The sequence below is a fragment of the Haloarcula sp. Atlit-47R genome, assembly GCF_003665985.1.
Lineage (GTDB): Archaea > Halobacteriota > Halobacteria > Halobacteriales > Haloarculaceae > Haloarcula > Haloarcula taiwanensis.
In genome coordinates, this window is the sequence record NZ_QPLQ01000001.1 from 1,108,312 (window position 1) to 1,132,541 (window position 24,230).

Here is a 24,230-nt window from a genome sequence, read left to right on the forward strand (position 1 = left end):
GGCCGCATACCCGTGCAATGACTGTTCTCGAGTCCGTTCACGAGGCCCACGGAGCGACGTTCAGGGAGGTCGGTGGCCGGCGCGTCGTCGACAACTACGGGCGACCGGAGCGGACCCACCGCGCGGTTCGGAACGTCGTTGGAGCGATAGAGTACGGCTACGGCGTCATCGTCGTCACCGGCGAGGACCGCGTCGACTACGTCGACAACGCCGTCTCGAACCGCGTGCCCGACGAGGACGGCGCGGGCTGTTACGCGCTCTTGCTCGACCCCGACGGCCGCGTCGACACGGATATGTACGTGTACAACGCCGGCGAGCGACTGCTCGTGTTCACGCCGCCACAGGAGGCCGACGACCTAGCCGCGGAGTGGGCGGACAAGACCTTCATTCAGGACGTCGAGTTCGAGGTGGCAACCGACGACTTCGCGGTCTTCGGCGTCCACGGGCCGAAAGCGACCGAGAAAATCGCCAGCGTCCTCCACCAGACCGGGACGCCCGAGGGCGTACTGACCTTCGAGCGGGGCGAACTCGGCGACGCCGGCGTCTCCGTCATCCGGACGGACAACCTCGCCGGCGAGGAGAGCTACGACGTGGTCTGTAGCGCCGACGACGCCGAACCCGTCTTCGACACGCTGGTCAACCGCGGGCTCAACGCCGTCCCCTTCGGCTACCGGACGTGGGAGACGCTCACACTGGAGGCGGGGACGCCGCTGTTCGACAGCGAAATCGCGGGCGCGCTCCCCAACGACCTCGGTCTCCGGAACGCCTTGGACTTCGAGAAGGGGTGTTACGTCGGCCAGGAGGTCGTCTCGCGGGTCGAGAACCGCGGCCACCCGACCCAGCGGCTGGTCGGTCTCGCCGTCGAGGCCGTCCCCGAACCCGGTGCGGCGGTGTTCGCCGGCGACGAGCACGTCGGCGACGTGACCCGCGCCGCGCAGAGCCCGATGCGGGAAGCCCCGATTGCACTGGCGAATCTTAGCTGGGACCGGCCCGAGGCGTCCCTGACGGTCCGCGTCGACGGCGACCCGGTCGGCGCACAGCAGGTCGACCTGCCCTTCATCGACGGGTCGGCAGAGTCGGCGCGGCTCCCGGCCTACGAGTAGCGGGCGTCACTCGCGCTCGATTACGGCCCGCCCGCTGGTCGCGCTCCGAATCCGGTCCCGCAGGGCGCTCCCGTCGGCGGTGGGCACGCGGACCTCGAAGACGACTTCGGCCTCGTAGTCTGCCTCGAACTCGACGCCCGCCGATTCGAGCAGGCTCCGGACGCTGCCCGAATCGTCGTAGGCGACGGTCACGGTGAACCGCTCGTGGGGCACTTCCTCGACGACGCCGGCGTCGTCGACGCCCTCTTTCACCGCCCTGGAGTAGGCACTGGCTAACCCGCCGACGCCGAGGTTCGTCCCGCCGTAGTAGCGCGTGACGACGGCGACGACGTTCTCGACCTCGCGTTGCTGGAGGACGTTCAGCGCGGGGTCGCCGGCGCTGCCGCTCGGCTCGCCGTCGTCGCTCGCATACTCCCGGAAAGGGTCGGACCGGACGCGGTAGGCGGGGACGTTGTGGGTCGCGTCGGCGTACTCCTCGCCGACGGCGTCGACGAACGCCTCGGCGGCTTCGACGGTCGCCGCCGGCGCGACGTGGCCGATGAACTCCGAGCCCCGCACCTCGAAGCGCGCCTCGCCGCGGTCCGGAACGGTCCGATAGCTGTCCGTCACGGACTGTAATACGCCGGGCGGCGGAATAGCGTTTGCCGTTGGACGGCGTCTCAGTCCGTGCCGTCGCCGGACTGTCGCGACCCCCAGACCCGCTTGTCAAGCAGTTTGACCGCCATTCCGTCCCGGACCTGCAGCTGACAGGAGAGCCGAGGGTAGCCAAAGCGGTCGGCGAGGTCGTCGTGCCAGTGGTCGGGGTCGGGCGGTTCGGCGAGCCGGACGCCGCAGGTGGCACAGATGCCGCGGCCGCCGCAGTTGAGCCGCGTCGCGTAGCGGCCGTGTGGCGAGAGGTCAGCTTCGAGGAGTACGTCCCGGAGGACCGCGCCGGGTTCGGCGGTGAGTTCGTAGGTCTCGCCCGCGGGCGTCTCGACGGTGAGCGTCGCGGGCATTAGGCCAGTTCGATGGTCCGGACGAACGCCAGACGACGGATTTCGTTGATGAGGTCACCGGGCAGTTCCTCGTCGGTGATGACGTACAGTTTCGGCTCGTCAGTGAACTCGGGGTCTTCGCTGAGAACCTGCCGGATAGAGATGCCGCGGTCGGCGATGGCCGACGTGACTGTCGACACGATTCCGGACTCGTCGGCGGCGCGAACAGTAACAGTCACTGCATGCAGGTCGAGGACCGGGGCGAGGTCCAGCAGGCTCGGCACGGATGAGATGTTGCGGAAGATGCGCCGCAGGTCGTCGTCGTCGAGAATCGCGTCCGTCGTGGCGTTGACCACTCGGCGGTCAACGCCGGCCTCGCGGGCGATACCCGTGTTCGGGATTTCGATGCCGCCCGAGACGACGCGGCCGTCCTCGTTGACGGAGAACCCCCGTTCAAGCAGCAAACGGATGACATCCTGCTGGCCCGGAGAGTCTTCGAATTTCTGCATAATCTCGTCGAACATGCGGAAGTCATTGCAGGCGGACCGCTTCCCTCTTGGGGTCTCACGGCCCCTTAAGTGGGGACGGGAGCCACTGGCGTTATTACCGAAAGTTATAAGAATGCGCAGTAGTTATGTGCCTGTGTGGACTGCCTCGTGTAGGCCCACCACCGCGTCGTCGGTCGGTCGGTGCGGTGATGTCGCATGTCAAGTGAATCCGACCATGTGAGTGGAACCGCCAGCGAATCAACGCCAGCAGAGAACACCGATACCGGAAGGTCCGGCCCGATCACGAATGAGGAACTACTGAATCGGCTTGACCAGCTTGAGGATCAAGTCGCAGACGACGACAAGGCCGAAGACATCGAAGATCGTCGGCCAGAGTGGGTATTCAAGCAGTTCGAGAGTCACTGGAGAGCTGACAACAAAGCGGAGTCCAGTCTCCAGCCCATCCGAAGCGCGTGGACACAGTTCTGCGATTGGATGGAGTACAAGGACTATCAGTATCTGACGGACCTAACGCCACGGTTTCCGGGTCGACACGACTCGTGGGTGGTTAACCACGACCAGATCGACAAGACGAAACTGAGCCGGTCAATGCACCTCTCCCGGATTCGAACTGTCGTCCGCTATGCGAACGCACAGGGATGGATCTATCCGAGCGACGTGCCCGAAGACGACGTTTGGGATGAAGTGAAGCCGGAACTCGGAGACGAAGACAAGGTACGGAGTGATCCACTCCCACCCGAGCGAGGGGAGCGAATCACGAACTGGGTCCGAAACAACCAGTTCGGGAGTCGTGCGCATGTGCTCTGGATACTGTTGTTCCGGTACGGTTTCCGAGTCTCTGCGGTCCGTGCGCTTGATCGTGAAGACCTGATACTGACTGAGCCGGACGACTGGCCCGACGAACACGGCTTCAGCCCGCATCTCCGACTCAAGGATCGGCCAGAACTGGGACCAGTCGACGACGAAGGACTGCCACTCAAGAATAAGCGCGAAGAACTGGCGGGCCGTCGAGTGCCGTTGCAACCAGAAGACGCCAAAGTGTTCCGCCACTACATCGAGAATGGCAGTTCAACTGGAGCAAAAGACTCCCGGAAGGAGCACGAGGAATCCGATGAATACGGGCTACACGGGCTGTTAACCGGAGAACAAAACGCCCGACTGACTGGAAGAACGATCAGAGAGCGTGCTCACTGGCTCACCTGTCCAACTACGTTTACAGACAGAGAGTGCCAGTGTGATGGGTGCAGAGAGTACCGAGCCGAACACGGGCGGAATCCGTATCCTTCGAAGGTCTACAAGCACTGCAACGAGACTCGGAGTCCGCACCAAGTCCGGCACGGTGCCATCACATCCTTGCTCGACGAGTATGGTCATTCGACCGTGGCCAGAATCGTCGGTACATCACCCGACACTCTACGAGATGTGTATGACAGGGCCGACGAATACCGGCGCATGAATCGGGTGGCTGGCGACTGGCTTTCCAGTTAGGGAGGGTCAGCAAAGGAGATCCAGCTGAATATCTATTCTTGTCTGGATCTTCACAGCTTAATGATACACATACATCTCGACATCACCCCAAACTTATACACAAATAGACGTTAGTCATGAAACAAGCGAGTATCATGGCAATTTGGGCACAAGATTTCTACGAAATACAAGAAGCACTTGAGGAAAACGACCCTCTTCAGCAGAGAGTGCTTGAATTGGTAATCGAAGAACCAATACATGGAAAGGCTATCGAAGGAGATGGCCGAACAGATTCACTCAGAGATATTCTAAATCAATTTTTTGAGGGTCAAATCAGCTTAGAGGAAGCAATCTCGAAGGTTTCTTCAGAACTACCCCGTCACGAATCACCTCACTCGCATAGCAATAGAGTATTCGCGGATGGGTGGGATGAGAGATTGTTACGCACACAGGCAAGTCGGTTCTACAATCAAGCTGTACTGGAGCTACTAAGTGAGCGAGGAGATAACTCTTGCTTCGTCCCCCACTCTTCGCAGGAAGACAGAGACTCTCCGTGTACGATTCAATTAGCAGGAAAAGAGGCGGATATAGACATCCTGCTCAATCGACTGAATCGCACCTATGGAGAAGCAGATTATCATGATGAAGTGAAAATCCCAAACCATCCACACTGTACACACACAGTGGTTCCAACATCGGAGAGTTGATTTCCGGAGAGTTGTGGCGTGTTTTCAATTAGTCTCCGATAATATGGACTGAATTATATCCGAGATCGGCCCCTGAATAAGTTGTAAATCAATCACTGCATACACTGATAGTAGAAGCAAGAGTCCAAACAGTGCGTAGTAAATCCGCTTGTCAGTCTGAAACTGATCGCTTATTCTCTCATCTTCATCGGAATTAACAATTTCTTTAAATAAATCTTCATTCATTTGCCTCTTGTACATCCGATAATAAGAATCGCGACTGTCCTCAAGAGAGCTAAACTGTTGACTCAGACCGTGTACCGCTCGGATACTCAACACTAAGTAGAAAACAACTGGAACAAGTGAAACGCTGAGCGCATCCCTAACAGTAGCGATTTTTTCCAATTGGAGGAAAATTCCAACCCACGTCACGACCAAGAAACCGAACACACGGAAGAGATCCCTGCTGAGACTATTAGCCAAATTACGGCGTAGTTCTGAGAACTCTCGTTGAGTCTCAAGAAGATAGTTGCTCACTTCCTGTTGCATCCCGATAAACTCATCTACACTTTCTTGTGTATAAAACTTGAAATTTGACTTCGCACTTTCGTGAATTTCTTCAATATTCTGTATTAGCCCTTCTATCGTCGTTGTATACAAGGTAATGATATTCCGGAGTACGGAGATTCTGTCTGTGACTCTGACTTCATACGCCCATTGAAACACCTCATCAAATGCATCTACAATCTCATCAGTTACAGGGATCTCTGAATCTACCTCTTCAGAATTTATCACCTGTATTTTCCACCCCGAACGCGCTTCTTCCAATCGAATCTCTTGTTCCAAAATTTTCTTCCCACTAATTCGGATCTGCCACCTATCCGATCTTCGACGGACAACGTCGCTGAGGGAGAATATACTATATAGTAGCCGATGTCCGGAAATCTTACTCAACACAGAATCAACAAATGGCTCATCGTTTACTGCTTTGAATTCAAAGAAGTCTGGAGTGATGTAAATATTCTCAAAGTCGTCTATAACACATTCTCTACCCACACTGGATATCGTATCGCGGAAAGTAGACCGTAGATGGATAAAGTCCTCAAATTGTGTGGTGCTAAGTTCTGTGAGCGAGAAGAAACCCAAGTCGCTTCCGTAACAAGGTGCACTGAGATCTTGGATAACGAACAATTCCTTGCCACCATCAGATACAAATAAACTTTTTATTGCTGACAGGTCGCCAGTATCTATGTGGTTCAAGAATGTTGATTTTTGTAAATAAAATCGGACTGTACTTGATCCATCTATTTCTGATTGAATAGCACTTCCTATGTGATCAGTATCGAGACGATATATCACGGAGATCTCGATAAGCTCATTTTCTATGAAGCCCGCTAAGCAATCTTCCAACGAGTCAAAATCTGAGATGCGATTCTCTCTGATTTGAGTTAGTGCTGATATGGCGTCATCTGAATTAAATAAATCCTCAGGATCAGTCTCTTGGTCAGAATCAGTCGATACAGTGACTGTATTCGAGGGTTCCCAGTGAAGTCGGAATTGAAAGACATCCCGTGTTTCTTCTAATTTGAAAATCAGGCTTCTTCCATCAATAATCGAGCGGAGATCAGATATTTGATCAACTATTTCTTCATAGGCTGTTTGATCAATGTTATCTCGTGTGAACGTGATTGTTGATGTATCTTCAGATACGTCCCAAGAACCTTGAAGATCAGTTATGATCGAATCTAACTCAGAGATCATCACCGGTCAAGCACTTGAGTATCTACGTCGGATCCTGATATAGTTACTTCAACACCATCCTCGGACGTGCTCTTTTGGACACGTTCACTCGCTGTCGAAGGGAATTTCACATCAATTTCATCGTCTACTGTATATTTGACTTTACTCGGGAGTTCTGTCGTATCTATAGCGATATTTTGGGGATCATCGACTCCCATTTTTTCACCGATATCTTCGCTTGAGACCTCGCTCCCCACAATTTCACTCGCCATAGATGTGATCTGGTCTATGCTTGCTACACCTCCATCGGTCTGGTCCTGTAGATTCTTGAACTGGGTGAGATCTTCTCCATCAGCGAACTCCCCGGTTCTCTCCCTTTTGATTTCGCTAACCGCATCGAATACTTTCTTTGCCTGATCTAACGAGCCGGGATCTGAATCACACTCCAAAAAGTCTTGAAAATAGCCCGATACATTGTCTTTCTGATAAAACTTAACATCTCCCGGAAGCCGGAAGTCCTTCACCTTCACAATCGGGAAGCATAGGCCCTTTTGAAGCTCATTTGGTTCTGGGAAAATGTCGTCTAAATCCAATTCCTCAAGAGAATTGTCTGGTTTGAGTTGCAGACGCTCTTCTTCTTCAAGATCAAGTTTCAGAATAGTCGTAATGCGGTGTTGTCCATCTTCAACGATATTTCCACCCCCATCATCTTCTACTACCGTTTGAACGCAGAATAGAACACCCTCATTGGATGCTTGATGTATCATATCGTTTAATTTCTCGGAGATGTTTTTTGCAGCATCAAGGAACTCTTGCTCTTCAGTGGCAATGTTAGCTGTTCGAATCGTCTCGACCCAGTCGTAGGGTTCTATGCTGGTGTCCTCAAATCGACCTACGGTTACATCTGAGATGTCGCCCTTGATGACGATCTCTTGGATATAGCTTTTGAACAAACTAAGGTCATCAGCGTCCGATCCAGACATGATATTCTGCCACTGATCGCTCGTGTCCAGTGGGTATGCGATAGGAGAATAGGCGATTCCTTTAATTTCGATATCCATGATACCATAGAAGTCCGGTGTGACAGTGATAAAGATTATTCATCACACGGCTGATGATATGTGTATATATCGAGCGAGTCACAGAGGCCAACGCGGTGTTGACCCCGCCGTGATGTGCGCTGGCCATGTCGGTCAACATGCGCCCACGTTCGGGCGTAGAATACCTGTTCTATGAAGACAATCCGCCCGCACTGAGATGCCTGATTTCGACCGGTAGAGCGTCTCGATTTCGCTGTTTAAGTGACTTCGACGTAGTCGCCCACTCGATAGCCCCTTGTCGCACCGCACGTGAATCCATCTCGCCCACCGACCCGAGATGTGGCAGTGAACTCGCCACATACCGGGCCGACGGATGAACAGGTCCTCCGTGAGACATATCGGCCCCGTGCGCTTCGACAGTCTGTTCGGGGTTTGGGTCCCACTTCACGGCTTCTGTAGCCGGGTGATCCGCGTCAGTCGCTCCGGGCACATGGCGTACGTGCGACTCGACGCCGGCGAGCAGATCGAGTGAATCAGCGTCGACGTGAGCCTGATCGACACACCAGTAGACGTGCCAGTGGCTCAGACCGTCGGTATCCATGTCGCGCACGCCGAAGAAAACAAACTGACCCCCAGTATCGGTCAACCGTTCCCGAGTACGTCGAATCGCACTCTCGGCCCCGTTCGTGACGATTTGTGCCTGTTCGACCGGTCCAATTACATCCTGTGAAAGAGCACGGCGAGCCTGCTCTGGATCGAACACGAGTGTCTGCATCCCAACTGCTGGCGAATCGAATACGATTCGTGCCACCCGGTCAATGTCCATTAGACGGCTGAATTTGGCCGTAGCCCGTCCGTGTTTAGTTCCTGAGGCGTACTCCGAGTTGTCCCCTTCAGCTCGACGAACGCCGATATAACAGCTCTCAGCGTCTGAGATGGGGATACCTCGGAGTTCCATAGGTCCGACTATGTCTGAGTTCTCTGCCAGCGTGCCACGGAGTGCGTCACCACTTGGGCCAGCGTTGGCCGGATCGTTGGCAGGGTCCGGTCTGAGTCCGGTGATGCTCACTTCGAACCACCCGAAAAAGCCCCTTTAAGTAGAGTCATGTTTGTGCGACCTGACGAAAAAGATAGCTGGTAGTCCCCGCATCTGCCGACGAGTGAAGCCTTCTACCGACCGCTGTCTGGTCGTAGAGTAGTTTTTGCCCGCACCATGGGATTGTTTGCGAGCCTCAGCTTGTCGCTCAAACCCCGGTTACCGACCACTCGACTGCTTCGTTTCCTGATGCATGACGTAGGCCAGCAAGTCTGCCACGGCATCGTTTTCACCGTCTGCTTCGACCTCGTCGCCATCATATCGGCGGGCGCGTCGGGAGTGCTGTGCCAGTCGAACCAACCTGTCGTGGGGAGACTGGACGCCCTCTGTTGAGAATCGGACAGTATATTCAGCGTATTCGTTACTCATGGGTCAGTCCTGCATCCTGAAGATCCGCCTTGACCAGTTCCTTGACGTAGTCGGCTCGATCCGGCTCACTCTCCGCTACTCGCTCGGCCAGTTCCTCACGACCTGCGTCGCGTAGTTCACGGGCACGCTGTTTTTGAAGCGTCTTGACGCGCTGGCGAACCAAGCGGTCGTACTTCTCGTCAAAAGAGAGGGTGACCTTACTCATCGCTCTCAACCTCCTCAAGCAGAGAAACGACGATTGACCGGTAAGGAACGTCAGAGTGCCCCATTCGTCGCTCTGCGTACTTCTCAAGTCGATTCTTCTCGTTTTCGTAGACCATGATCGTTGTTCTTTTAGTTGACATCTTACTGCGACAGGGTGCGACGAAAGGGCCTTACACCGGGTCAACCGGCAGTTCCCGGCCCTACATGACTCTTGACTACAATCCAGTTCAAACAGAACGACTGAACAGTGCGTAAGGGGGAGACAGGCCACTTCTCAGCGTCCCGTCTCAATTAAACCGTAATGGTCGCGCCCTTATAAATGAGCGAGCGAATACTGACAGATTGATAGCCGAATTTCTGGGTGTAGAATCGGCTCAGTTCTCGCAGCAGTTGCTCAAGGATGTAGCTGGTTTAGCTACACATCAATAAAAAACCTGACACGAAAGGCAGTTTTGGGTGTTGACTATTTTTTGACTATCAAATCTGTATCGGCGTCCGCGTGGTCAATTAACTCAAGAAACTCTCGGACGTGTTGTTTTATCGCCGGTTTACCTTCTGGATCGGGGACAGACCCTGCCCTAACCCGTGCACTTACCTGATGGATTTTTTCAGTTCTATGGTCAACAACGACTTCGTAATCGTGGTCCTGATCTGAGGAAGTGGCGAAAAACTCAGCAACAGGGTCACCTTGCTGGTTTTCGACTGTGGCAAGTTTCTTCATCGTCACTACGGGTCATGACAACATCAGGTATTATGTCTGTTGCCATAGCGAAAATCGGTTAGCAACATTTCGCCGTCTCTGACCCTCTATCTTCCGTAATCGGTGGTTTTAGCATGCTGGAGAGCGTGTTATTATACGCACCGATGACAGATGACGGCGCGGTGAGGACGCAAGCACTCTTGGTCGGCCAGTCGTGGCTGACTGCCCGTCTGTCTGTAATGCTTGATAGTAATCAAATGGGCGTCCAGAAACAAGTTCTTAGAGCTTGTTTCGGTATAGAGAGTTCCTAAAGCCCATGAGTCGCCCTTTCAGGCTATTACTATCAGTTATTAACTTCCGTGTGTTCTCGTCGAACATACGGAGTGGTGGACGCGGGGCCACTAATCGGTGCCGCCAGCAGTCGAAACAGCGACGGCTTCGCACCGCCGTCGACTACAGTTCGCCTTTCGTACTCGCCACGTCGGACCGGCGCTCGTCGATGCGAGTCGCGTCATCCAGCGCCCGTGCCAGCCCCTTGAACAGCGCCTCGACCTCGTGGTGGGCGTTCTCGCCCCTGACGCCACAGTGTAGCGTCAGCCCGGCGTTCATCGACAGCGAGCGACAGAAGTGCTTGGCCATGTGGCTCGTCATCCCGCCGACGGCGTCCTGTGAGAATTCGCCGTCGAACTCGAAGTACGGTCGGCCGGAGATGTCGACGACGACGCTGGCGACGGCCTCGTCCAGCGGGACTTTGCGGTCGGCGAAGCGGCGGATGCCGCGCTTGTCGTCCAGCGCCTCGGTGAACGCCTCGCCGAGCGTGATGGCGACGTCTTCGACGGTGTGGTGGTCGTCAATATCCAGGTCGCCGTCACACTGCACGGTCAGGTCGAACAGCCCGTGCGTCGAGAACGAATCGAGCATGTGGTCGAAGAAGCCGATGCCGGTGTCGATAGTGCTGTCGCCGTCGCCGTCGACGTCAAGCGTGACCTCGATGTCAGTCTCGGCCGTGGTCCGCGTGACGGCTGCCGTCCGGTCAGTCATACTTAGCACGTATCAGGCCGTGTATTTGTGGATTGCGTCCGGCCGCCCGGTCAAGTAGCTACTCTGTCTGCTCGTCCAGTAGCGCCAGCAGTCGGTCGGTCACTGCCGGGGCATGCTCGACAAAACAGCAGTGGCGACCCTCGACGGCCTCGCCGGTCCCGCGGGGCAGGTCGGCCGCCAGCGACTCCGCGGCCTCCGGCGACACCACAGGGTCGTCCAGACCGTAGTAGACCTCGGCTGGCTGGGTAATCTCGTACAGCGGCGGCGCGTCGAAGCCCGTCATCGCCGCCGTCTGCGCATCGCGGGCCGCGCCGGTGGCGTCCTCTTCAGCGCGCCAGTCCGCAATCCGGTCCATCAGGTCCGGATCGTGCTCGCGAAACGCCGGCGAGAACGCCCTGTCGAGCGACGACGGAGCGTCGAGCGCGAGCGCGTCGAGTGCGTCCCGGTCGACGGCGTCACCTGACCCGGCCGTACAGTACAGCGTCAGCGAGCGGGCGCGGTTGTACCGGTGGGCGTATTCGAGCGCGACCATCCCGCCGAGACCGGCCCCCACGAGGTGAACGCTCCCGACGCCGTGGTCGGCCAGGACGGCTTCGAGGTCGGCCGCCAACGTCGCCACGTCGTACGGCCCTGCCGGCGCGTCCGACCGGCCGGTACCCCGCAGGTCCCACACCACCGTCTCGTAGGGGCCGGCGACGGCGTCGTAGTGCCAGCCCCAGAGCCACGCCCCGTACCCCACGTCGTTAATGAACACGACGGTCGGGCCGTCGCCGTCGGCTTCATAATAGAGAGCCACATCGCGGTTGTGTGCGGTCGGCATTGGCCGTCGATTCCCGCGCCGGCAGTGTGTCTCTTTCGGTGAATAGGTCTATACTGCTGGCTATCGAACGCCCGCCAACCCCGTGTCCGGAGCAGCATCACTTATTGGCGCCGTCGTGTTGGTCGTGAGTCTCGGCGTCGCCGCACAGCTGGTCGCCGACTGGCTCCAGATTCCGAGCGTCGCGTTCCTGCTGGTCGCCGGCGTTCTCGTCGGCCCGCAGGCGCTCGACCTTGTCGACCCCGCCATATTCGGACAGACTGGACTACAGGCTATCGTCGGTCTCAGCGTCGGTATCATCGTCTTCGAAGGGGCGTTCCACCTCACTGTCGAGCGCGTCCGCGAAGCGTCCAGAGAGGCGCTTGGGCTCGTGACAGTCGGCGCATTCGTCTCGCTCGTCGGAACAGCTATGGCCGTCAGGCTCGTGTTCGGGACGACGTGGCCGGTCGCCGTCCTCGTCGGGAGCCTGCTTATCGCCACCGGGCCGACGGTCATCACGCCGGTTATGCAAGTGGTCCCTGTCAGGGACCGGGTCGCTGCGGCCTTAGAGACCGAAGGCATCATCAACGATGTGACCGCCGCCATCCTCGCGGTGGCGACGTTCGAGTTCGTCATTGCGAGCCAGTCCTCGCCGCTGGTCGTCGTCGAGGCGTTCGTCGCCCGGCTGGCCGTCGGCCACGTCGTCGGCATCGCCGTCGGCGGCGGCATCACACTGCTGCTCCAGCGGTGGCACCTGTCCGCGGGCAATGCCCTCCAGAACGCCCGGGTCGTGGTTCTGACCGCGGCGCTGCTGGCGTACGCGCTGGGAAGTATGTGGCTCTCTGAGGCCGGTATCGCGGCCGCCGCCGTTGCCGGGATTGTGCTCGGGAATGCCGACATCCCCCACGAAGAGGAGATTGCCGAGTTCAAGGGCGGGATTACGCTGTTTGTCCTCTCGTTCGTGTTCATCGTGCTGGCGGCGCAGCTCTCACTCGGCGACCTGCGGACGCTCGGTGTTGGCGGGCTGGTCGTCGTTATCGTCGTCGCTACGCTCGTCCGTCCGCTCGGCGTCTTTCTGTCGACGCTGGGCGGCCGGCTGACCGTTCGCGAGCGGCTGTTCGTCGGCGCGATGGGGCCGCGCGGTATCGTTCCAGCCAGTGTCGCCACGCTGTTTGCCATCGAACTACGGCCCGAAAACCCGGCTGCCGCGACGGTCCTCGTTGGGACTGTCTTCCTCGTTATTTTCGCGACCGTCATGTTTCAAGGCGGGCTGGCCCGTCACTTCGCGCAAGCACTTGACATCCTCCCCATGCAAACACTCATCGTCGGGAGCGGGCGTGTCGGTCGGGAACTGGCAGTCCGCTACGAGTCACGCGGTGAGGAGGTCGTCCTTATCGACAGCGACGAGGACACGGTCGAACGGACCCGAGCCGACGGCCACCGCGTCGTGCACGGGGACGCGACGAACGCGACCGTCCTCGAAGAGGCGGGGGCGAACCGGGCGTCCGTCGTCGTCGCTGCGACTGCAGACGACGACGTGAACCTGCTCGTGGCACAGCTAGCGACGACACGGTTCGACGTCGACACCGTGGTCGCCAGAGCGAACCAGCCGGACAACGTCGAGGCCTTCGAGGACCTCGACGTCGAGACCATCTCCGCGGGCTTTGCCGTCGCCGACGCCATCGACGACGCGGTCGAACGACCGTCCCTCGCTCACTGGCTGTCGGACTCCGGACGAACGGGGGACGTGCTGGAAGTCGAACTCAGCAACGACTCGCTGGTCGACCGGACGGTCGAAGAAACTGCGGAGCGGCTCCCGGACGGCTGTCTGGTCGCAATGGTGAGCCGTAACGGAACAGACAGAGTCCCAGACAGCGATTTCCGCCTCGCAAGCGGTGATCACCTGACGCTCGTTTGTGAGACCAACGAGGCGATGCAGGACGCCAGAAGACTGTGTCAGCGCGGATAGCCGTGGGGCGCGTCCCGCTCAGCGCAGTTCATCGAGCGAGACGGCCGCTGTTCGGTCCGCGGTGACCCACTCCGTCACGGTCTGCTGACGGTCCGAGGGGAAGATCGTCAGCTCCGAGGGGTTCTCGGGGTCGTCGTACAGGCAGTCCAGTTCGAACTCCGGGGCTTCATTCAGGTCAGTGTCCGACGGGGGCGTCGTGGTAGCACTCATGAGTCAGGGAGTGTGGGGATCACTGCAGTTGTCACACAGTTCATCGGGGGCGCTGCCGTTAGCAGCGAGGACAGCAGTCCCGCACCGTCGACACGTTCGTTGGGACCGAGCGTATTCGGTGTGAGAGTGAATATGTTCGATATCACGTTTTCCGCCCATATCTGCTATATATGGGCAATTACTAAAAATACTTTTGGAAATTCACCCAGATATTCCTAATACAACTAAATGTAATTGTATCTATCGCGTGTATCCGAATCGTTCGGGCAGAACGTCGGTCCGCAATCGGACAGCTGTCCGAAGAACGGCGCGGGCGACAAAACCGGTACCGAGAAAAACGAGAGTGGTTCAGGCGTTCGCGGCAGTTCGGAGGATGTCCGCCGCGTCGTCCAGCGCGTCGTCCAGCGCGTCGGCGTCGGGACCGCCACCCTGTGCGAAGTCCGGCGGACCGCCACCGCCGCCACCGACGCGGCCAGCGAGTTCGCCGACGACCTCACCGGCGTCGACATCGATGCCATCAGGTACTGAGACGACGAACTGCGCGCCGTCGAGGCCCGAGCCAAGCACCGCGATGTTGCCTTGCTCGACAACGGCGTTGGCCTGCGCTCGGAGTTCGTCCATGTCGGCGTCGATCCGCTGAACGACGGCGGTCGCCTCGCCTACGTCGACTTCCTCGCTGTCGCCGCCGCCGCTGGCGCGGGCCTCGGCGAGTTGCTCTTTGAGCTGTTCGATCTCTTTCCCGCGAGCCTTCCACTCGTCGAAGAACCGCTCGGCGGTCTCCGGAACGGCATCGGGCGCGACGTCCAGCACGTCGGCGGCCTCGGTGAGCGCGTCCTCGGTGCGCTGGGTGGCCTCGATAGCGGCGTTGCCCGCCGCGAAGGTCAGCCGGATGACCCCGTCCTGAATCCGCTCGGTGTTCAGGAGCTTGACGGCTCCGATGTCGCCGGTGCGGGCGACGTGGGTACCGCCACAGGCCTGCACGTCGTCGCCGACAGTGATGAGCCGAATCTGCTCGCCGGCCGGGATGCCGCCCTGGTAGAGGTCGAAGCCGTGGCGCTCCTCGGCCTCGTTGCGGTCGGGCCACTCCTGTTTGACGGCGATGTTATCCTGCACGATATCGTTTGCGAGCCGCTCGATCTCTTTGACCTCCTCGCGACTCACCGACTCGTAGTGGCGGATGTCGATGCGAGCGGAGTCAGTACCCTTCTGAGCACCGGCCTGTCTGACGTGTTCGCCGAGTACCTGCCGGGCGCTGTGGATGACAATGTGGGTCGCTGTGTGGTGTTGCATCAGGCGCTGGCGACGGGTAGCGTCGACCTGCCCGCGGACGAACTCACCCTTGCCGGGGTCGTCGTCGCAGGTGTGGACGATGACGTCGCCGTACTGCTGGACGTCGGTCACCTCGGCGGAGACGTCGTCGGTCGACAGCGTCCCTTCATCCGGCGGTTGGCCGCCACCTTCCGGGTAGAACATCGTCTGGTCGAGCACCACGTCGTAGGTGTCGTCGTCGCGGTCGAACACCTCAAGCACGACGGCCTCGAACTCGGTCCGCTGCTGGTCTTCGTAGTAGAGCCGGTCGGTCTCGGGGAGCTCTTCGAGCCGGTCCTCGTAGGGCGTCTGTGACTCCTCTGTGGCGGTGTCGCCGCCGCCGTGGCGCTGGGCGACGACCGCGTAGAAGTCGTCGGGTACGTCGACTGAGACGCCTTTCTCGGCGGCGATCTCCTCGACCATGTCCGGCTGAATCCCGTGGGAGTCGTACAGTTCGACCAGCTCCGCGGTCGGGATGGGCTCGCTCTTTTCGGCGTACTCGTCGGCTAGCTGGCGGACGCGCCGGCCGCCGCGGTCCAGGGTCTCGCGGTACTTCTCGACCTCGGAGCGGACGATGTCGCGGATGGTGTCGCGGTTCTCGTAGTCGAGGCGCTCGGCCTGCATATCGACGAGTTCGTCCAGCGGCGCGTCGACGCCGACACCGTCGACCAGTCGCTTCGTCCGGCGCAGCACCATCCGGGCCAGATAGCCCGTCCCGACGTTCGACGGGACGATACCGTCGCCGAGCATGTACGCGAGCGTCCGGCAGTGGTCGGCGATTGCATAGATGTCTTCGAGCGGTTCCATCAGGGCCCGCATCTCCTCGACGTCGACACCGACCTCGGCGGCGATGGTGTCTCGTTCGGCCTCGATGTCCTCGGCCTCGTCAATGTCCATCCGGCCCGCGAGCTTCGCGGCCTCGTGGACGACCTGCTCCTCCTCGTCGGTGAGTTCGATGCCGGCGTTGTCCTTGAGGAAGGCGATCATGTCGGGATAGACGGCCTCGTACACCGTCGGTGTTCCCTGGCTCATCCAGGTCCAGCGTTCGAGCCCGTAGCCGGTGTCGACGATGTAGGTGTCCATCGGCGAGTACCGGTTGCCGTCTTTCATCTCGTACTCGCCCTCTGGGTCCTGCTCCATGGACATGAAGACGAGCGTGGCGAGTTCGGCCCCGCGGTAGATGACCTCGATGGCCGGACCGGCGTTGCCGCCGCCGACCCACGGGTCCTCGATATAGACGATTTCGTCCAGATTCGCCCCCATCTCCTCGAACAGTTCGTCGCAGTACCGGACCGTCTCGTCTTTCCAGTACACCTCGCCCTCGTAGGCGTACTGCTCGGGGTCTTCGATGTCCTCGCGCGCGTTGAACGCGTGGTGGGCCATCATCTCGAAGGCCATCGTGTGGCGACCGGTCTTGCCGACGTTGTCGATGTCCTGCATCCGGATGCAGGGCTGGCTGATGCACAGCGGGTTCGCCGGCGGCGGCGTCGTCCCCGAGGTCACGAGCGGCTGGAAGTCGTAAATCGACGCCTGCGTGAGAAGCACGTCGTCGCGCCAGCGGTTCGCCGCCACCGGGTACGGGTCGATGCGCTCGTGGTCGCGTTCCTCGAAAAAGGAGAGGAACGCCTCGCGCATCTCCGTCAAAGAGTGGGACTCGTCGAAGCCGGGGTTGTCGATGAAGTCGTACTCCGCACACGGCGGTTCGCCGCAGGTCTCGCGCTGGACACGGGACCAGAACATGTCGCCACAGGAGACACACTCCTGTCTGTGGAAGCCTTCCTCTTCGAAGTAGTCGAGTTGGTAGGCCTCGTCGAGGTCGCTCATTGGTGTTCAGTTGGCCCACGTTCGCCTAAAACTGTTCCGAAGGGGCCGGAGTATCCCCGGCTGTCAGAGCGTGACTGAGGATTCCCCGGACAGGGTCTTCGGCACGACGACTTCCTCGGTCGTCATCCCGCCCGCTGGCGAGGTAATACGCAGCGTCGCAGTCTCTCCTTCGGGCAGCGGTTCACCGAACGTGGTAACACCATTGATTTCCTGACTCTCGCCGAGATCAAGAGAGATCGTGAATCGGTCCTCAACGTCGTTTAACACCGGCTGAGAGCCATCGTTGTCTTGAACAGTCGAGACAACGAACCGGCCATCAGGTTTACCCTGTGCACCGCCGGCCGCGAGCTGGTAGTACGACCCGCTCGGACCGATCCACTGAACGGTCGTCTTGTCCAGATCCACGTTCCCCGCACCCGGTGCGCGCTTGACCGTGATGTTCACCACGCCGACCTCACTGTTGCTGGTGAAATGGTCACCGGTCATGCCGACGACCTGGATGCGGTTAGTCGTCGAATCGCTGGACTGCTGACCCGTCGCCTGCGCGGAACTCTGCAGGAACCCGGCAGTGTTGATGAGTACGCCAGCTGCGATTGCCGCGACCAGCACCATCGCGATAAACACGATCAGGGTGCCGATCCCGACCTGTCCGCGGTCCTCGCCCGTCCCCTCCGTAGATGGTCGTAAACGTTGCATTTCAGTTGTTGATACTCTTATGTAGCTTTCATAATAAACTTCACCGACCAGTTATCAGGTGTGAAAAATTGGGAGTTCTCGGTACGAGGCCCTTACTCGCCCTGCGCAAGCGAGGCCAGCATCGCTTCGAGTTGCACACGCTCGTTCGCGCCGCGGGTGATCCGATAATCGGTTTCGCCGATGCGTTCGAGCACCCTGACGGCTGCCTCGTCGTCAATATCGAACTCCCAGATGGAGCGGTGCAGTTGGTCGATGATGTCGCCACCCGCGATACCCTCCTCGGTCAGTAGTCTATCGAGCGTTGCCCGCGAGGCGGTGAAGTCCCCGTCCAGCGCCGACTGGACCATCTCCCGGATCTCCTCGGGCCGGGCCGTCGAAGTGATCGCGTACACCGCCGACTCGTCGACCGTGTCGCCGCTGACCGACGCGGCCTGCAGGCCGTTGATGGCTTTCCGCATATCCCCGTCGGCGGCGTAGACGAGCGCGTCGAGGCCGTCTTCAGTCAGTTCGATGTCCTCTTGCGCGGCGATATTTCGGATTTCCTCAGCCACGGCATCATCGGCCAGCGGTGAGAACCGGAAGACCGCACACCGGGACTGGATAGGGTCGATGATCTGGCTGGAGTAGTTACACGAAAGGATAAAACGGACGTTGTTCGAGAACTGCTCCATCGTCCGGCGCAGCGCCGACTGTGCGTCGCTCGTGAGGGCGTCGGCCTCGTCGAGGAAGATGATGCGGTACTCGACGCCGCCGAAGCTCGTCCGGGCGAAGTTCTTGATGCGGTCCCGGACCACGTCGATACCGCGCTCGTCGGAGGCGTTCAGTTCGAGGAAGTGCTCGCGCCAGTCGTCACCGTACAGTTCACGGGCGATAGCCGTCGCACACGTCGTCTTTCCCGTCCCTGCCGGCCCGGAAAACAGCATGTGGCTCAGGTCGTTGCGCGAGACGTAGCTCTTGAGCCGCCCGACGATGTTCTCGTGACCCATCACGTCGTCGAGCGTCTGCGGGCGGTACTTCTCGATCCAGACCTCCTCGCGTCCCGCCCGCGACTCGGACTCGGCCTCACTCATGGACGATGGGAGGCGTGGGCCGGTCTTAAACCCCGCGAGAGTCGACAGTCTCAGGTGCGTCGGCGGAGTACGGCCGGGTATGCACGTCACCGTCGAGATTGCCGGCGAAGACACCCACGAACTGGAGGTGGACGCGGACGCGACCTACGGCGACCTGCTCGCACCGGTCGACCTGAACCCCCACGAGGTGTCGGTTCTCGTTGACGGCGAACACGTGCCGACTGACCAGCCCGTCGCGGCCGACCGCGTCCGCGTCGTGCGCCTCATCAAGGGCGGATAGTCCGCGATGCGCGTTCGCGAGGCGACCGAGGCCGATCTGCCGGCCGTGATGAACGTCCTCGACGGCGCGGCGCTCGAAATAGACGTGGCGACAGTCCGCGGCGGTATCGAGCGCGACGGCACGCTCGTCGCGGTTTCGGGCGACGGCGAGACGACGACGAGCGACCGCGTCCTCGGCGCGCTCGTCCTCGACGGCGACCGCGTCGCGGCCGTGGCGGTCCGTCGCCGCCGCCGCGGCCAGGGCATTGGGACGAGGCTCGTCGAGGCGGCGCTCGACCGGCGGGACCGGCTCATCGCAGAGTTTGACACAGACGTGCGGCCGTTCTACGAGCGACTGGGGTTCGACGTAGAGCCCCTCGACAACGAGGCCGACCGGTTTCGCGGGACTCGCTAATTCCGCCGGCCGGTCAGCTCCTCGACGGACAGTTCGTACAGCGTCACGTCCATCTCGTCGGTCGGCTCGTCGAACACCCGGATGGGCGCGTAGCGCTCGTTAATCTCGACGGCCTCGTAGGCCGGGTCGTCCTCGGGGACGGCGGTTATGGGCCCGCGGGCGACGACGCTCCAGCCGGTCCACGACTCCGCGTCCGGCGTCGCCGCCGTCTCGGTAACGACATACGTCGCCGTTTCAGTGGCGTCGAGGTACGCCGACTTCTCGCTCTCGCTCGTCTCGCCCAAGCGGAAGTACAGCGACCCGCCCTCGTAGTGGTGAAACACCGGGAAGGCGTACGCGTCGTCGCCGTCGGCCAACGCGAGCACGCCGCTCTCGCTCGCGGTAAGACGGTCGCAGACGGCGTCGTCGGGCATCCCCTTTGTGTAGGCGAACGCGATATCGGTGTCCATGGGCCGACGACGCATGCAGTGGGCTTAAACGAGGGGTTCGACCAGATCCCGACCGGCAGCGAGCAGTTCGTCGACGCGGGCGTCGCTGCCGGCCTCAGCGTAGACGCGGAGTTTCGGCTCCGTGCCCGAGGGCCGGACCAGCACCCACGTCCCGTCTTCGAGTCGAATCTTGAACCCATCGACAGTGTTGATACCGTCGACAGCGACCCCTGCCAGCGCGTCCGGAAGGGCGGTTTCGAGGTCGGCAAGGACGGCCTCCTTCCGGTCGTCAGGGCAGTCGACGCTGATGCGGTCCTGGTGGATTTCGCCGTGTTCGTCCAGCAGTCGGTCGACACGAGCATCGAGAGGTTCCTCGCGCTCGGCGGCAGCAGCGACCAGCGCCACCAGCACGCCGTCCTTGTTCCGCAGGTGGTCCGGCAGGCCGAAGCCACCGGACTCCTCGCCACCGAACAGCGCGTCGTGTTCGGCCATTGCCTCGGCGACCCACTTGAAACCGACGGCGACCTCGTGGACGGCCTGCCCGTGGGCCTCGGCGACGCGGTCGACGATGCTAGAGGTCGAGACCGTTCGGACCACGTCGCCCGTTCCGTCCTCAAGCAGGAAGTCGTACATCGCGGCGAAAAACAGGTTCGGGTCCAGATAGCCGCGCTCGGGCGTGACGACGCCGATTCGGTCGGCGTCGCCGTCGTTGATAATCCCCAGCGCGGCGTCGCCCTCGCTGACTTCGCCGACGAGTCCCTCGGCGTTCTCCGCCGACGGTTCGGGCGACCCGCCGCCAAAGTCGGGGTCCTGTTCGCAGTTGAGCCGAGTCACGTCGGCGCCGGCTGCTTCGAGCAGGGCGTCGGTAACGCCGCGGCCGCTGCCGTATAGTGCATCGTATGCAACCGGCAAGCCGTCGAGGTCGGTGTCGACGTAGTCCAGCGCGTGCTCATGGAACGGGGTGATGAGGTCGTCCTCCGTTCGTTCGCCCCACTCGTCCTCGGGAAGCGGGTCGAGGACGGCGAGGTTCTCCTCGAAGGCGGCCGTCCAGTCGGGCAGGGCCGGCGAGCCGTCGCCGGGAATGAACTTCACGCCGTTGTACTCCGGCGGATTGTGGCTGGCCGTGATCTGGAGTGCCCCGGCCAGATCGCGGTTTTTCACCGTCCAGGCGAGGATTGGTGTCGGCGTGTCTCGGTCCGGCAAGAGCACGTCGAACCCGTTGGCGCGCAAGACGTGCGCGAGTTCATCGGCGAACCCGGGTGAGGTTTCGCGGGCATCGTACCCGATGGCGACGGTCCCGGTCGCCCCGCGCTCGGCGAGGGTCGTGGCGACGGCCTGGCCGACCATCCGGACCCGCGGCTTCGTGAACACGTCCAGCGTCGCCCGCCAGCCGTCCGTCCCGAAGGCGATTGCACCTACGTCGGCATCCGCGTCGTTGTCCATAGCCCGCGGTTCTCGGCCCCCAGACAAAAAGTCACGCATCATCGGTAAGCTGTCATGTTGCCGGTGCCGACAGCCAAAGGCGAGCGGCGGCTCAGATATCGAAATCCGCTTCGGCGTCGCTGGATTCGACGAGCCGTTCTTTCTCCGCTCTGGAGTACTGCTTGATCTCGTACTCGCGGCTCATCGCGTCGGACTGCGACGCGAACGACTCGACGTGGATGAGTTCGACCGGGGTTCGGCCGCGCGTGTACTTCGCGCCGTCGCCGGCGTCGTGCTCGCGGACGCGGCGTTCCACATCGGTCGTGTAGCCGGTGTAAAACGTGTTGTCGCTACAACGGAGGACGTACACGTGGTAAGGGCTCCGCGCGGTAGTCATCGCACGATGCTGGTGGCCCAGTGGGCCTCACACTTGTTGGGCGCGCTCTCTCGATACCTCGGCAATGCCAGCGTTTGCCGAGCAGTTGGGACATGCCCGGATGTGTCCGCGTTCATCCGCGAACACTCGGGCGAACTGGTCTGAGACGTGCGCGCCGCAATGATCACATTCAGGCATCGTGTTCGTCGGCGACACCACCGCCGACGTATACGCGTACGCGCGTTATTCTGATAGCTCTTTACCCAAATACTTGGGTATACCCATGGCCGGAGAGGGTTGCTAGTCCCGTGCATCGTCGAGCTGTCTGGCGATTAGGCCGGCTTGCGTTCCGGCGGTGAAGCCGGCGTCAATGTTCACGACGGAGAGGGCGGTACAGGACTGGAGCAACCCCGAAAGGGCCGCCTCACCCTCGCCGCCGTGGCCGTAGCCGGTCGAGACGGGCAGGCCGATAATCGGCACGTCGACGAGACCGGCAACGACCGTCGGAAGCGCACCTTCGCGGCCCGCTGCGACGATGAGGACATCCTGGTCCCGGAGGCCATCGACCGCGTCTATCGTCCGAGCGAGACTCGCAACCCCGACATCGTCGATGCGAGTCACGGTCGCGCCCATCTCCTCGACGATGAGCGCGGCCTCACCGGCCGGAACAGCGTCAGACGTCCCGGCAGTCACGACACCCACTGACGCGTCCAGCGACGGACGTTCGAACGCCGACGTTGTCGCCACCAGCCAGTTCGAGCGGTCGTCCCAGCGAACTGTCGCGTCCGGGGCGATCTCGTCCAGTCGCTCCCGGACAGTCGTTGCAGTTGGTGCGTTGAGTCGCGTCACGATAGCCCGCTCCGTCGTTTCGATAGCTGTCGCCGCCAGATCCGCCACTTCCGTCGGCGTCTTCCCGTCCGCGAGGACAGCCTCGGGAACGCCGGCACGGTCCTCCCGGGCGGCGTCGAACCGACCGGCCCCACTGGTCGCGTAGCCCGCAAGCGCCGCTTCGGCTTCCGCCGGGGAGAGGTCGCCCGCCGCAACCGAATCGAGTATCTCGCGCATAGGACCCATTCGGGGATACGACCACTCCTATCCGTCGGTCCAGGTCGGCGTCTCGTCACAATCAGGGCCGAACCTGTGGGAGCGCGCGTGAGCGACGCTCGGCCGGCGTAACGCGACAATAGCCGTCTGGGGCAGGCCAAAAGACGTATTGTGATGGACTTAATCGGACACAATCGCGGATTTATAAGGGGTTATGTGTCGTATAATGCCTCAAACTGCCGGTTATAGGGTCGAGAGCGAACTAATTGGAGAAAGTATATAAGTAACCCCCGTCGATACCTCGTCTGTATGGCAGACCTAATCGTCAAAGCCGCCGTTAAGGAAGAGCTCAACGACATGAACGTAGCGTCCGACTTCTACGACGCACTCGACGAGGAAGTCGAAGAGCTGCTTCAGGACGCAGCCCGACGAGCTGACGAGAACGACCGGAAGACGGTCCAGCCGCGCGACCTGTAAGGTCGTTTCAGGCAGCGTATTTTTTTGGCGCAAGCCGACGAGCAGCAGCTACTCCGAGAGCGCTCGGACGGTGACGCCGTCAGTGGTGCCAACGTGGATCTCGTCGGCCATATCGACGAACAGTCCGTGCGCAACGACGCCGGGGAGCGCGGCGAGGTCGGCGGCGAGCCCGGCGGGGTCCTCGATAGCGCCGAAGTCGCAGTCGAACACGAGGTTCCCGTTGTCGGTGACGACCGGGCCGTCCTTGCGCTCCGCACGGCGGAGCTCGGGGTCGCCGCCCAGGTCCGCGACCGCCGCGGCGACCGTCGAGCGGGCCATCGGGAGGACTTCCACGGGGACGGGGTGTTCGAGCACGTCGGCCTCTTTGGTCGGGTCGGCGACGACGAGGAAGCGGTCGGCGCTCGCGTCGACGACCTTCTCCCGGGCGTGGGCCGCGCCGCCGCCCTTTATCAGGTCGCCGCCGGCCACCTCGTCGGCCCCGTCGATGGCGAGGTCGACCGACGCGTCGTCGAGGTCTGCGAGCGGAATCCCGCAGTCGCGGGCCAGTTCGCGCGACTGGAAGGAGGTGGGGACGCCGACCACGTCGAGTCCGGCGTCGACCGCCCGCCCGATGGCCCGGATGGCGTGGGCCGCCGTCGACCCGGTCCCAAGGCCGACCACCATGCCGTCCTCGACCGCCTCTGCTGCCGATTCCCCCGCTGCTCGTTTCGCCGCGTCGGAGCCGCCCTGCTTCATGTGCGGTGGGTCGACAGACGCGGACAAAACGTTTGTTCTCCCGACCGCAAGCACCCGTATGACCGACTGCACGTACTGTGGCTGTCCGGTCGAGGCCCACGACCCCGTGTTCGTCAGCGAGTCGCCCGAGGGAACGCCGACGGGGCAGTTCTGCAACTACGGCTGTCTGGCGGCCCACATCGACGCGGCCGACCTGACCACCGGCACGGCCTGCGAGTGGTCGCCGGACCAGTAGCGGAACGAGCCGCCACCGGCGGCCCCCGGAGTCCGTCG

28 protein-coding genes are annotated in these 24,230 nt (G+C 60.8%); 8 read left to right on the forward strand and 20 right to left on the reverse strand.

All coding sequences use genetic code 11. The annotated features are described in order from the left end of the window. Positions 1 to 17 precede the first annotated feature (17 nt). Complete coding sequence (locus tag DVK00_RS05800; RefSeq protein WP_121511874.1) at positions 18 to 1,103, forward strand: aminomethyltransferase family protein; 1,086 nt, start codon at positions 18 to 20, stop codon at positions 1,101 to 1,103. Positions 1,104 to 1,109: 6 nt separating this feature from the next. On the opposite strand, the gene DVK00_RS05805 is transcribed toward DVK00_RS05800, so the two are convergent. Genes DVK00_RS05805 through DVK00_RS05815 form a run of 3 tightly spaced genes read right to left on the reverse strand, consistent with a single transcriptional unit; the run spans position 1,110 to position 2,601 of the window. Continuing rightward, a complete protein-coding gene (locus tag DVK00_RS05805) occupies positions 1,110 to 1,712 on the reverse strand; it encodes a YigZ family protein (protein ID WP_101351267.1) in 603 nt (200 codons plus the stop codon). Positions 1,713 to 1,762: 50 nt separating this feature from the next. Next, positions 1,763 to 2,098, reverse strand: a complete 336-nt coding sequence (locus tag DVK00_RS05810) for a 2Fe-2S iron-sulfur cluster binding domain-containing protein (RefSeq protein ID WP_121577408.1) — start codon at positions 2,096 to 2,098, stop codon at positions 1,763 to 1,765. Continuing rightward, positions 2,098 to 2,601 (reverse strand): ACT domain-containing protein, encoded by a 504-nt coding sequence (locus tag DVK00_RS05815; protein WP_101351269.1) that lies wholly within the window; start codon positions 2,599 to 2,601, stop codon positions 2,098 to 2,100. Before DVK00_RS05815 ends, DVK00_RS05810 begins: the two co-directional genes overlap by 1 nt. 180 nt (positions 2,602 to 2,781) lie before the next feature. Here DVK00_RS05815 and DVK00_RS05820 point away from each other — a divergent pair, with 180 nt between their 5' ends. Together DVK00_RS05820 and DVK00_RS05825 are read left to right on the forward strand one after the other, a co-directional pair. Next, positions 2,782 to 4,074 carry a hypothetical protein gene (locus DVK00_RS05820; RefSeq protein WP_121577409.1) on the forward strand — a complete coding sequence of 431 codons (1,293 nt, stop codon included), beginning with the start codon at positions 2,782 to 2,784 and terminating at the stop codon, positions 4,072 to 4,074. 134 nt (positions 4,075 to 4,208) lie between these two features. Continuing rightward, entirely contained in the window at positions 4,209 to 4,760 is a 552-nt protein-coding gene (locus tag DVK00_RS05825; RefSeq protein WP_121577529.1) for an antitoxin VbhA family protein, read from the forward strand. Positions 4,761 to 4,784: 24 nt separating this feature from the next. Here the strand turns inward: DVK00_RS05825 and DVK00_RS05830 are convergent, their stop codons facing one another. The 8 genes from DVK00_RS05830 to DVK00_RS05865 form a co-directional block, all read right to left on the reverse strand. Beyond that, a complete protein-coding gene (locus tag DVK00_RS05830; RefSeq protein ID WP_147435874.1) occupies positions 4,785 to 6,500 on the reverse strand; it encodes a hypothetical protein in 1,716 nt (571 codons plus the stop codon). Next, positions 6,500 to 7,540, reverse strand: coding sequence for a nucleoid-associated protein (locus DVK00_RS05835; protein WP_121577411.1), 1,041 nt, complete (start codon positions 7,538 to 7,540; stop codon positions 6,500 to 6,502). The genes DVK00_RS05830 and DVK00_RS05835 overlap by 1 nt, the downstream gene beginning before the upstream one ends. Before the next feature lie 169 nt (positions 7,541 to 7,709). Beyond that, a complete protein-coding gene (locus DVK00_RS05840; protein ID WP_147435875.1) occupies positions 7,710 to 8,345 on the reverse strand; it encodes a hypothetical protein in 636 nt (211 codons plus the stop codon). Between the two features lie 429 nt (positions 8,346 to 8,774). After that, complete coding sequence (locus tag DVK00_RS21165) at positions 8,775 to 8,984, reverse strand: hypothetical protein (protein ID WP_147435876.1); 210 nt, start codon at positions 8,982 to 8,984, stop codon at positions 8,775 to 8,777. Then, positions 8,977 to 9,189, reverse strand: coding sequence for a hypothetical protein (locus DVK00_RS05850; RefSeq protein ID WP_121577414.1), 213 nt, complete (start codon positions 9,187 to 9,189; stop codon positions 8,977 to 8,979). Before DVK00_RS05850 ends, DVK00_RS21165 begins: the two co-directional genes overlap by 8 nt. A 462-nt stretch (positions 9,190 to 9,651) precedes the next feature. After that, positions 9,652 to 9,909, reverse strand: a complete 258-nt coding sequence (locus DVK00_RS05855; RefSeq protein ID WP_121577415.1) for a hypothetical protein — start codon at positions 9,907 to 9,909, stop codon at positions 9,652 to 9,654. A gap of 432 nt (positions 9,910 to 10,341) precedes the next feature. Continuing rightward, complete coding sequence (hisB, locus tag DVK00_RS05860) at positions 10,342 to 10,929, reverse strand: imidazoleglycerol-phosphate dehydratase HisB (RefSeq protein ID WP_121577416.1); 588 nt, start codon at positions 10,927 to 10,929, stop codon at positions 10,342 to 10,344. A gap of 58 nt (positions 10,930 to 10,987) precedes the next feature. Beyond that, on the reverse strand, positions 10,988 to 11,749 hold the full coding sequence (locus DVK00_RS05865; protein ID WP_121577417.1) for an alpha/beta fold hydrolase: 762 nt from the start codon (positions 11,747 to 11,749) through the stop codon (positions 10,988 to 10,990). 82 nt (positions 11,750 to 11,831) lie between these two features. On the opposite strand from DVK00_RS05865, the gene DVK00_RS05870 reads away from it, so the two are divergent. Next, positions 11,832 to 13,694 (forward strand): cation:proton antiporter, encoded by a 1,863-nt coding sequence (locus tag DVK00_RS05870; protein WP_121535780.1) that lies wholly within the window; start codon positions 11,832 to 11,834, stop codon positions 13,692 to 13,694. An 18-nt stretch (positions 13,695 to 13,712) separates the two neighbouring features. Here DVK00_RS05870 and DVK00_RS05875 read toward each other — a convergent pair whose 3' ends face one another. The 4 genes from DVK00_RS05875 to DVK00_RS05890 all read right to left on the reverse strand — a co-directional run bounded on the left by DVK00_RS05875 (position 13,713) and on the right by DVK00_RS05890 (position 18,802). Further along, positions 13,713 to 13,904, reverse strand: a complete 192-nt coding sequence (locus tag DVK00_RS05875) for a hypothetical protein (protein WP_101351273.1) — start codon at positions 13,902 to 13,904, stop codon at positions 13,713 to 13,715. 348 nt (positions 13,905 to 14,252) lie between these two features. Next, positions 14,253 to 17,036, reverse strand: coding sequence for an alanine--tRNA ligase (alaS, locus tag DVK00_RS05880; protein WP_121577418.1), 2,784 nt, complete (start codon positions 17,034 to 17,036; stop codon positions 14,253 to 14,255). Positions 17,037 to 17,099: 63 nt separating this feature from the next. Further along, the gene (locus DVK00_RS05885; RefSeq protein ID WP_121577419.1) at positions 17,100 to 17,732 is read right to left on the reverse strand and encodes an archaellin/type IV pilin N-terminal domain-containing protein; all 633 of its coding nucleotides are present in this window, start codon (positions 17,730 to 17,732) and stop codon (positions 17,100 to 17,102) included. 92 nt (positions 17,733 to 17,824) lie between these two features. After that, entirely contained in the window at positions 17,825 to 18,802 is a 978-nt protein-coding gene (locus DVK00_RS05890; protein ID WP_121577420.1) for a replication factor C small subunit, read from the reverse strand. A 79-nt stretch (positions 18,803 to 18,881) separates the two neighbouring features. Here DVK00_RS05890 and DVK00_RS05895 point away from each other — a divergent pair, with 79 nt between their 5' ends. Together DVK00_RS05895 and DVK00_RS05900 are read left to right on the forward strand one after the other, a co-directional pair. Further along, positions 18,882 to 19,082: a ubiquitin-like small modifier protein 2 gene (locus tag DVK00_RS05895; RefSeq protein WP_101351276.1), complete on the forward strand. Its 201-nt coding sequence runs from the start codon at positions 18,882 to 18,884 to the stop codon at positions 19,080 to 19,082. A gap of 6 nt (positions 19,083 to 19,088) precedes the next feature. Beyond that, positions 19,089 to 19,475 carry a GNAT family N-acetyltransferase gene (locus DVK00_RS05900; protein ID WP_121577421.1) on the forward strand — a complete coding sequence of 129 codons (387 nt, stop codon included), beginning with the start codon at positions 19,089 to 19,091 and terminating at the stop codon, positions 19,473 to 19,475. Here DVK00_RS05900 and DVK00_RS05905 read toward each other — a convergent pair. From DVK00_RS05905 to larB, 4 genes are all read right to left on the reverse strand, one after another. Beyond that, positions 19,472 to 19,924: a pyridoxamine 5'-phosphate oxidase family protein gene (locus tag DVK00_RS05905; protein ID WP_121535792.1), complete on the reverse strand. Its 453-nt coding sequence runs from the start codon at positions 19,922 to 19,924 to the stop codon at positions 19,472 to 19,474. The genes DVK00_RS05900 and DVK00_RS05905 overlap by 4 nt on opposite strands. A 24-nt stretch (positions 19,925 to 19,948) precedes the next feature. Next, positions 19,949 to 21,346, reverse strand: a complete 1,398-nt coding sequence (locus tag DVK00_RS05910) for a phosphoglucomutase/phosphomannomutase family protein (protein ID WP_121577422.1) — start codon at positions 21,344 to 21,346, stop codon at positions 19,949 to 19,951. A gap of 91 nt (positions 21,347 to 21,437) precedes the next feature. Then, positions 21,438 to 21,722 (reverse strand): GIY-YIG nuclease family protein, encoded by a 285-nt coding sequence (locus tag DVK00_RS05915; protein ID WP_198560198.1) that lies wholly within the window; start codon positions 21,720 to 21,722, stop codon positions 21,438 to 21,440. 279 nt (positions 21,723 to 22,001) lie between these two features. Further along, entirely contained in the window at positions 22,002 to 22,766 is a 765-nt protein-coding gene (larB, locus tag DVK00_RS05920) for a nickel pincer cofactor biosynthesis protein LarB (RefSeq protein WP_121577423.1), read from the reverse strand. Between the two features lie 288 nt (positions 22,767 to 23,054). Between larB and DVK00_RS05925 the strand changes: the two genes are divergently transcribed. After that, entirely contained in the window at positions 23,055 to 23,222 is a 168-nt protein-coding gene (locus DVK00_RS05925; RefSeq protein ID WP_004517708.1) for a hypothetical protein, read from the forward strand. A gap of 48 nt (positions 23,223 to 23,270) precedes the next feature. Here the strand turns inward: DVK00_RS05925 and rpiA are convergent, their stop codons facing one another. Further along, positions 23,271 to 23,957 carry a ribose-5-phosphate isomerase RpiA gene (gene rpiA / locus DVK00_RS05930; protein WP_101351282.1) on the reverse strand — a complete coding sequence of 229 codons (687 nt, stop codon included), beginning with the start codon at positions 23,955 to 23,957 and terminating at the stop codon, positions 23,271 to 23,273. 58 nt (positions 23,958 to 24,015) lie between these two features. Here rpiA and DVK00_RS05935 point away from each other — a divergent pair, with 58 nt between their 5' ends. Beyond that, positions 24,016 to 24,192 carry a hypothetical protein gene (locus DVK00_RS05935; RefSeq protein WP_394337665.1) on the forward strand — a complete coding sequence of 59 codons (177 nt, stop codon included), beginning with the start codon at positions 24,016 to 24,018 and terminating at the stop codon, positions 24,190 to 24,192. The last annotated feature ends 38 nt before the right edge of the window (positions 24,193 to 24,230 follow it).

What these genes read in the sequence shown, in the direction of transcription:
- DVK00_RS05850 (WP_121577414.1), bottom strand. Translation starts at nt 9,189, where the DNA reads ATGAGTAAGGTCACCCTCTCTTTTGACGAGAAGTACGACCGCTTGGTT.
- DVK00_RS05925 (WP_004517708.1), top strand. Translation starts at nt 23,055, where the DNA reads ATGGCAGACCTAATCGTCAAAGCCGCCGTTAAGGAAGAGCTCAACGAC.
- rpiA (WP_101351282.1), bottom strand. Translation starts at nt 23,957, where the DNA reads ATGAAGCAGGGCGGCTCCGACGCGGCGAAACGAGCAGCGGGGGAATCG.
- DVK00_RS05810 (WP_121577408.1), bottom strand. Translation starts at nt 2,098, where the DNA reads ATGCCCGCGACGCTCACCGTCGAGACGCCCGCGGGCGAGACCTACGAA.
- DVK00_RS05855 (WP_121577415.1), bottom strand. Translation starts at nt 9,909, where the DNA reads ATGAAGAAACTTGCCACAGTCGAAAACCAGCAAGGTGACCCTGTTGCT.
- hisB (WP_121577416.1), bottom strand. Translation starts at nt 10,929, where the DNA reads ATGACTGACCGGACGGCAGCCGTCACGCGGACCACGGCCGAGACTGAC.
- DVK00_RS05840 (WP_147435875.1), bottom strand. Translation starts at nt 8,345, where the DNA reads ATGGACATTGACCGGGTGGCACGAATCGTATTCGATTCGCCAGCAGTT.
- DVK00_RS05865 (WP_121577417.1), bottom strand. Translation starts at nt 11,749, where the DNA reads ATGCCGACCGCACACAACCGCGATGTGGCTCTCTATTATGAAGCCGAC.
- DVK00_RS21165 (WP_147435876.1), bottom strand. Translation starts at nt 8,984, where the DNA reads ATGAGTAACGAATACGCTGAATATACTGTCCGATTCTCAACAGAGGGC.
- DVK00_RS05830 (WP_147435874.1), bottom strand. Translation starts at nt 6,500, where the DNA reads ATGATCTCTGAGTTAGATTCGATCATAACTGATCTTCAAGGTTCTTGG.
- DVK00_RS05915 (WP_198560198.1), bottom strand. Translation starts at nt 21,722, where the DNA reads ATGACTACCGCGCGGAGCCCTTACCACGTGTACGTCCTCCGTTGTAGC.
- DVK00_RS05800 (WP_121511874.1), top strand. Translation starts at nt 18, where the DNA reads ATGACTGTTCTCGAGTCCGTTCACGAGGCCCACGGAGCGACGTTCAGG.
- DVK00_RS05825 (WP_121577529.1), top strand. Translation starts at nt 4,209, where the DNA reads ATGGCAATTTGGGCACAAGATTTCTACGAAATACAAGAAGCACTTGAG.
- DVK00_RS05900 (WP_121577421.1), top strand. Translation starts at nt 19,089, where the DNA reads ATGCGCGTTCGCGAGGCGACCGAGGCCGATCTGCCGGCCGTGATGAAC.
- DVK00_RS05905 (WP_121535792.1), bottom strand. Translation starts at nt 19,924, where the DNA reads ATGGACACCGATATCGCGTTCGCCTACACAAAGGGGATGCCCGACGAC.
- DVK00_RS05815 (WP_101351269.1), bottom strand. Translation starts at nt 2,601, where the DNA reads ATGTTCGACGAGATTATGCAGAAATTCGAAGACTCTCCGGGCCAGCAG.
- larB (WP_121577423.1), bottom strand. Translation starts at nt 22,766, where the DNA reads ATGCGCGAGATACTCGATTCGGTTGCGGCGGGCGACCTCTCCCCGGCG.
- alaS (WP_121577418.1), bottom strand. Translation starts at nt 17,036, where the DNA reads ATGAGCGACCTCGACGAGGCCTACCAACTCGACTACTTCGAAGAGGAA.
- DVK00_RS05820 (WP_121577409.1), top strand. Translation starts at nt 2,782, where the DNA reads ATGTCAAGTGAATCCGACCATGTGAGTGGAACCGCCAGCGAATCAACG.
- DVK00_RS05875 (WP_101351273.1), bottom strand. Translation starts at nt 13,904, where the DNA reads ATGAGTGCTACCACGACGCCCCCGTCGGACACTGACCTGAATGAAGCC.
- DVK00_RS05910 (WP_121577422.1), bottom strand. Translation starts at nt 21,346, where the DNA reads ATGGACAACGACGCGGATGCCGACGTAGGTGCAATCGCCTTCGGGACG.
- DVK00_RS05885 (WP_121577419.1), bottom strand. Translation starts at nt 17,732, where the DNA reads ATGCAACGTTTACGACCATCTACGGAGGGGACGGGCGAGGACCGCGGA.
- DVK00_RS05890 (WP_121577420.1), bottom strand. Translation starts at nt 18,802, where the DNA reads ATGAGTGAGGCCGAGTCCGAGTCGCGGGCGGGACGCGAGGAGGTCTGG.
- DVK00_RS05935 (WP_394337665.1), top strand. Translation starts at nt 24,016, where the DNA reads ATGACCGACTGCACGTACTGTGGCTGTCCGGTCGAGGCCCACGACCCC.
- DVK00_RS05895 (WP_101351276.1), top strand. Translation starts at nt 18,882, where the DNA reads ATGCACGTCACCGTCGAGATTGCCGGCGAAGACACCCACGAACTGGAG.
- DVK00_RS05835 (WP_121577411.1), bottom strand. Translation starts at nt 7,540, where the DNA reads ATGGATATCGAAATTAAAGGAATCGCCTATTCTCCTATCGCATACCCA.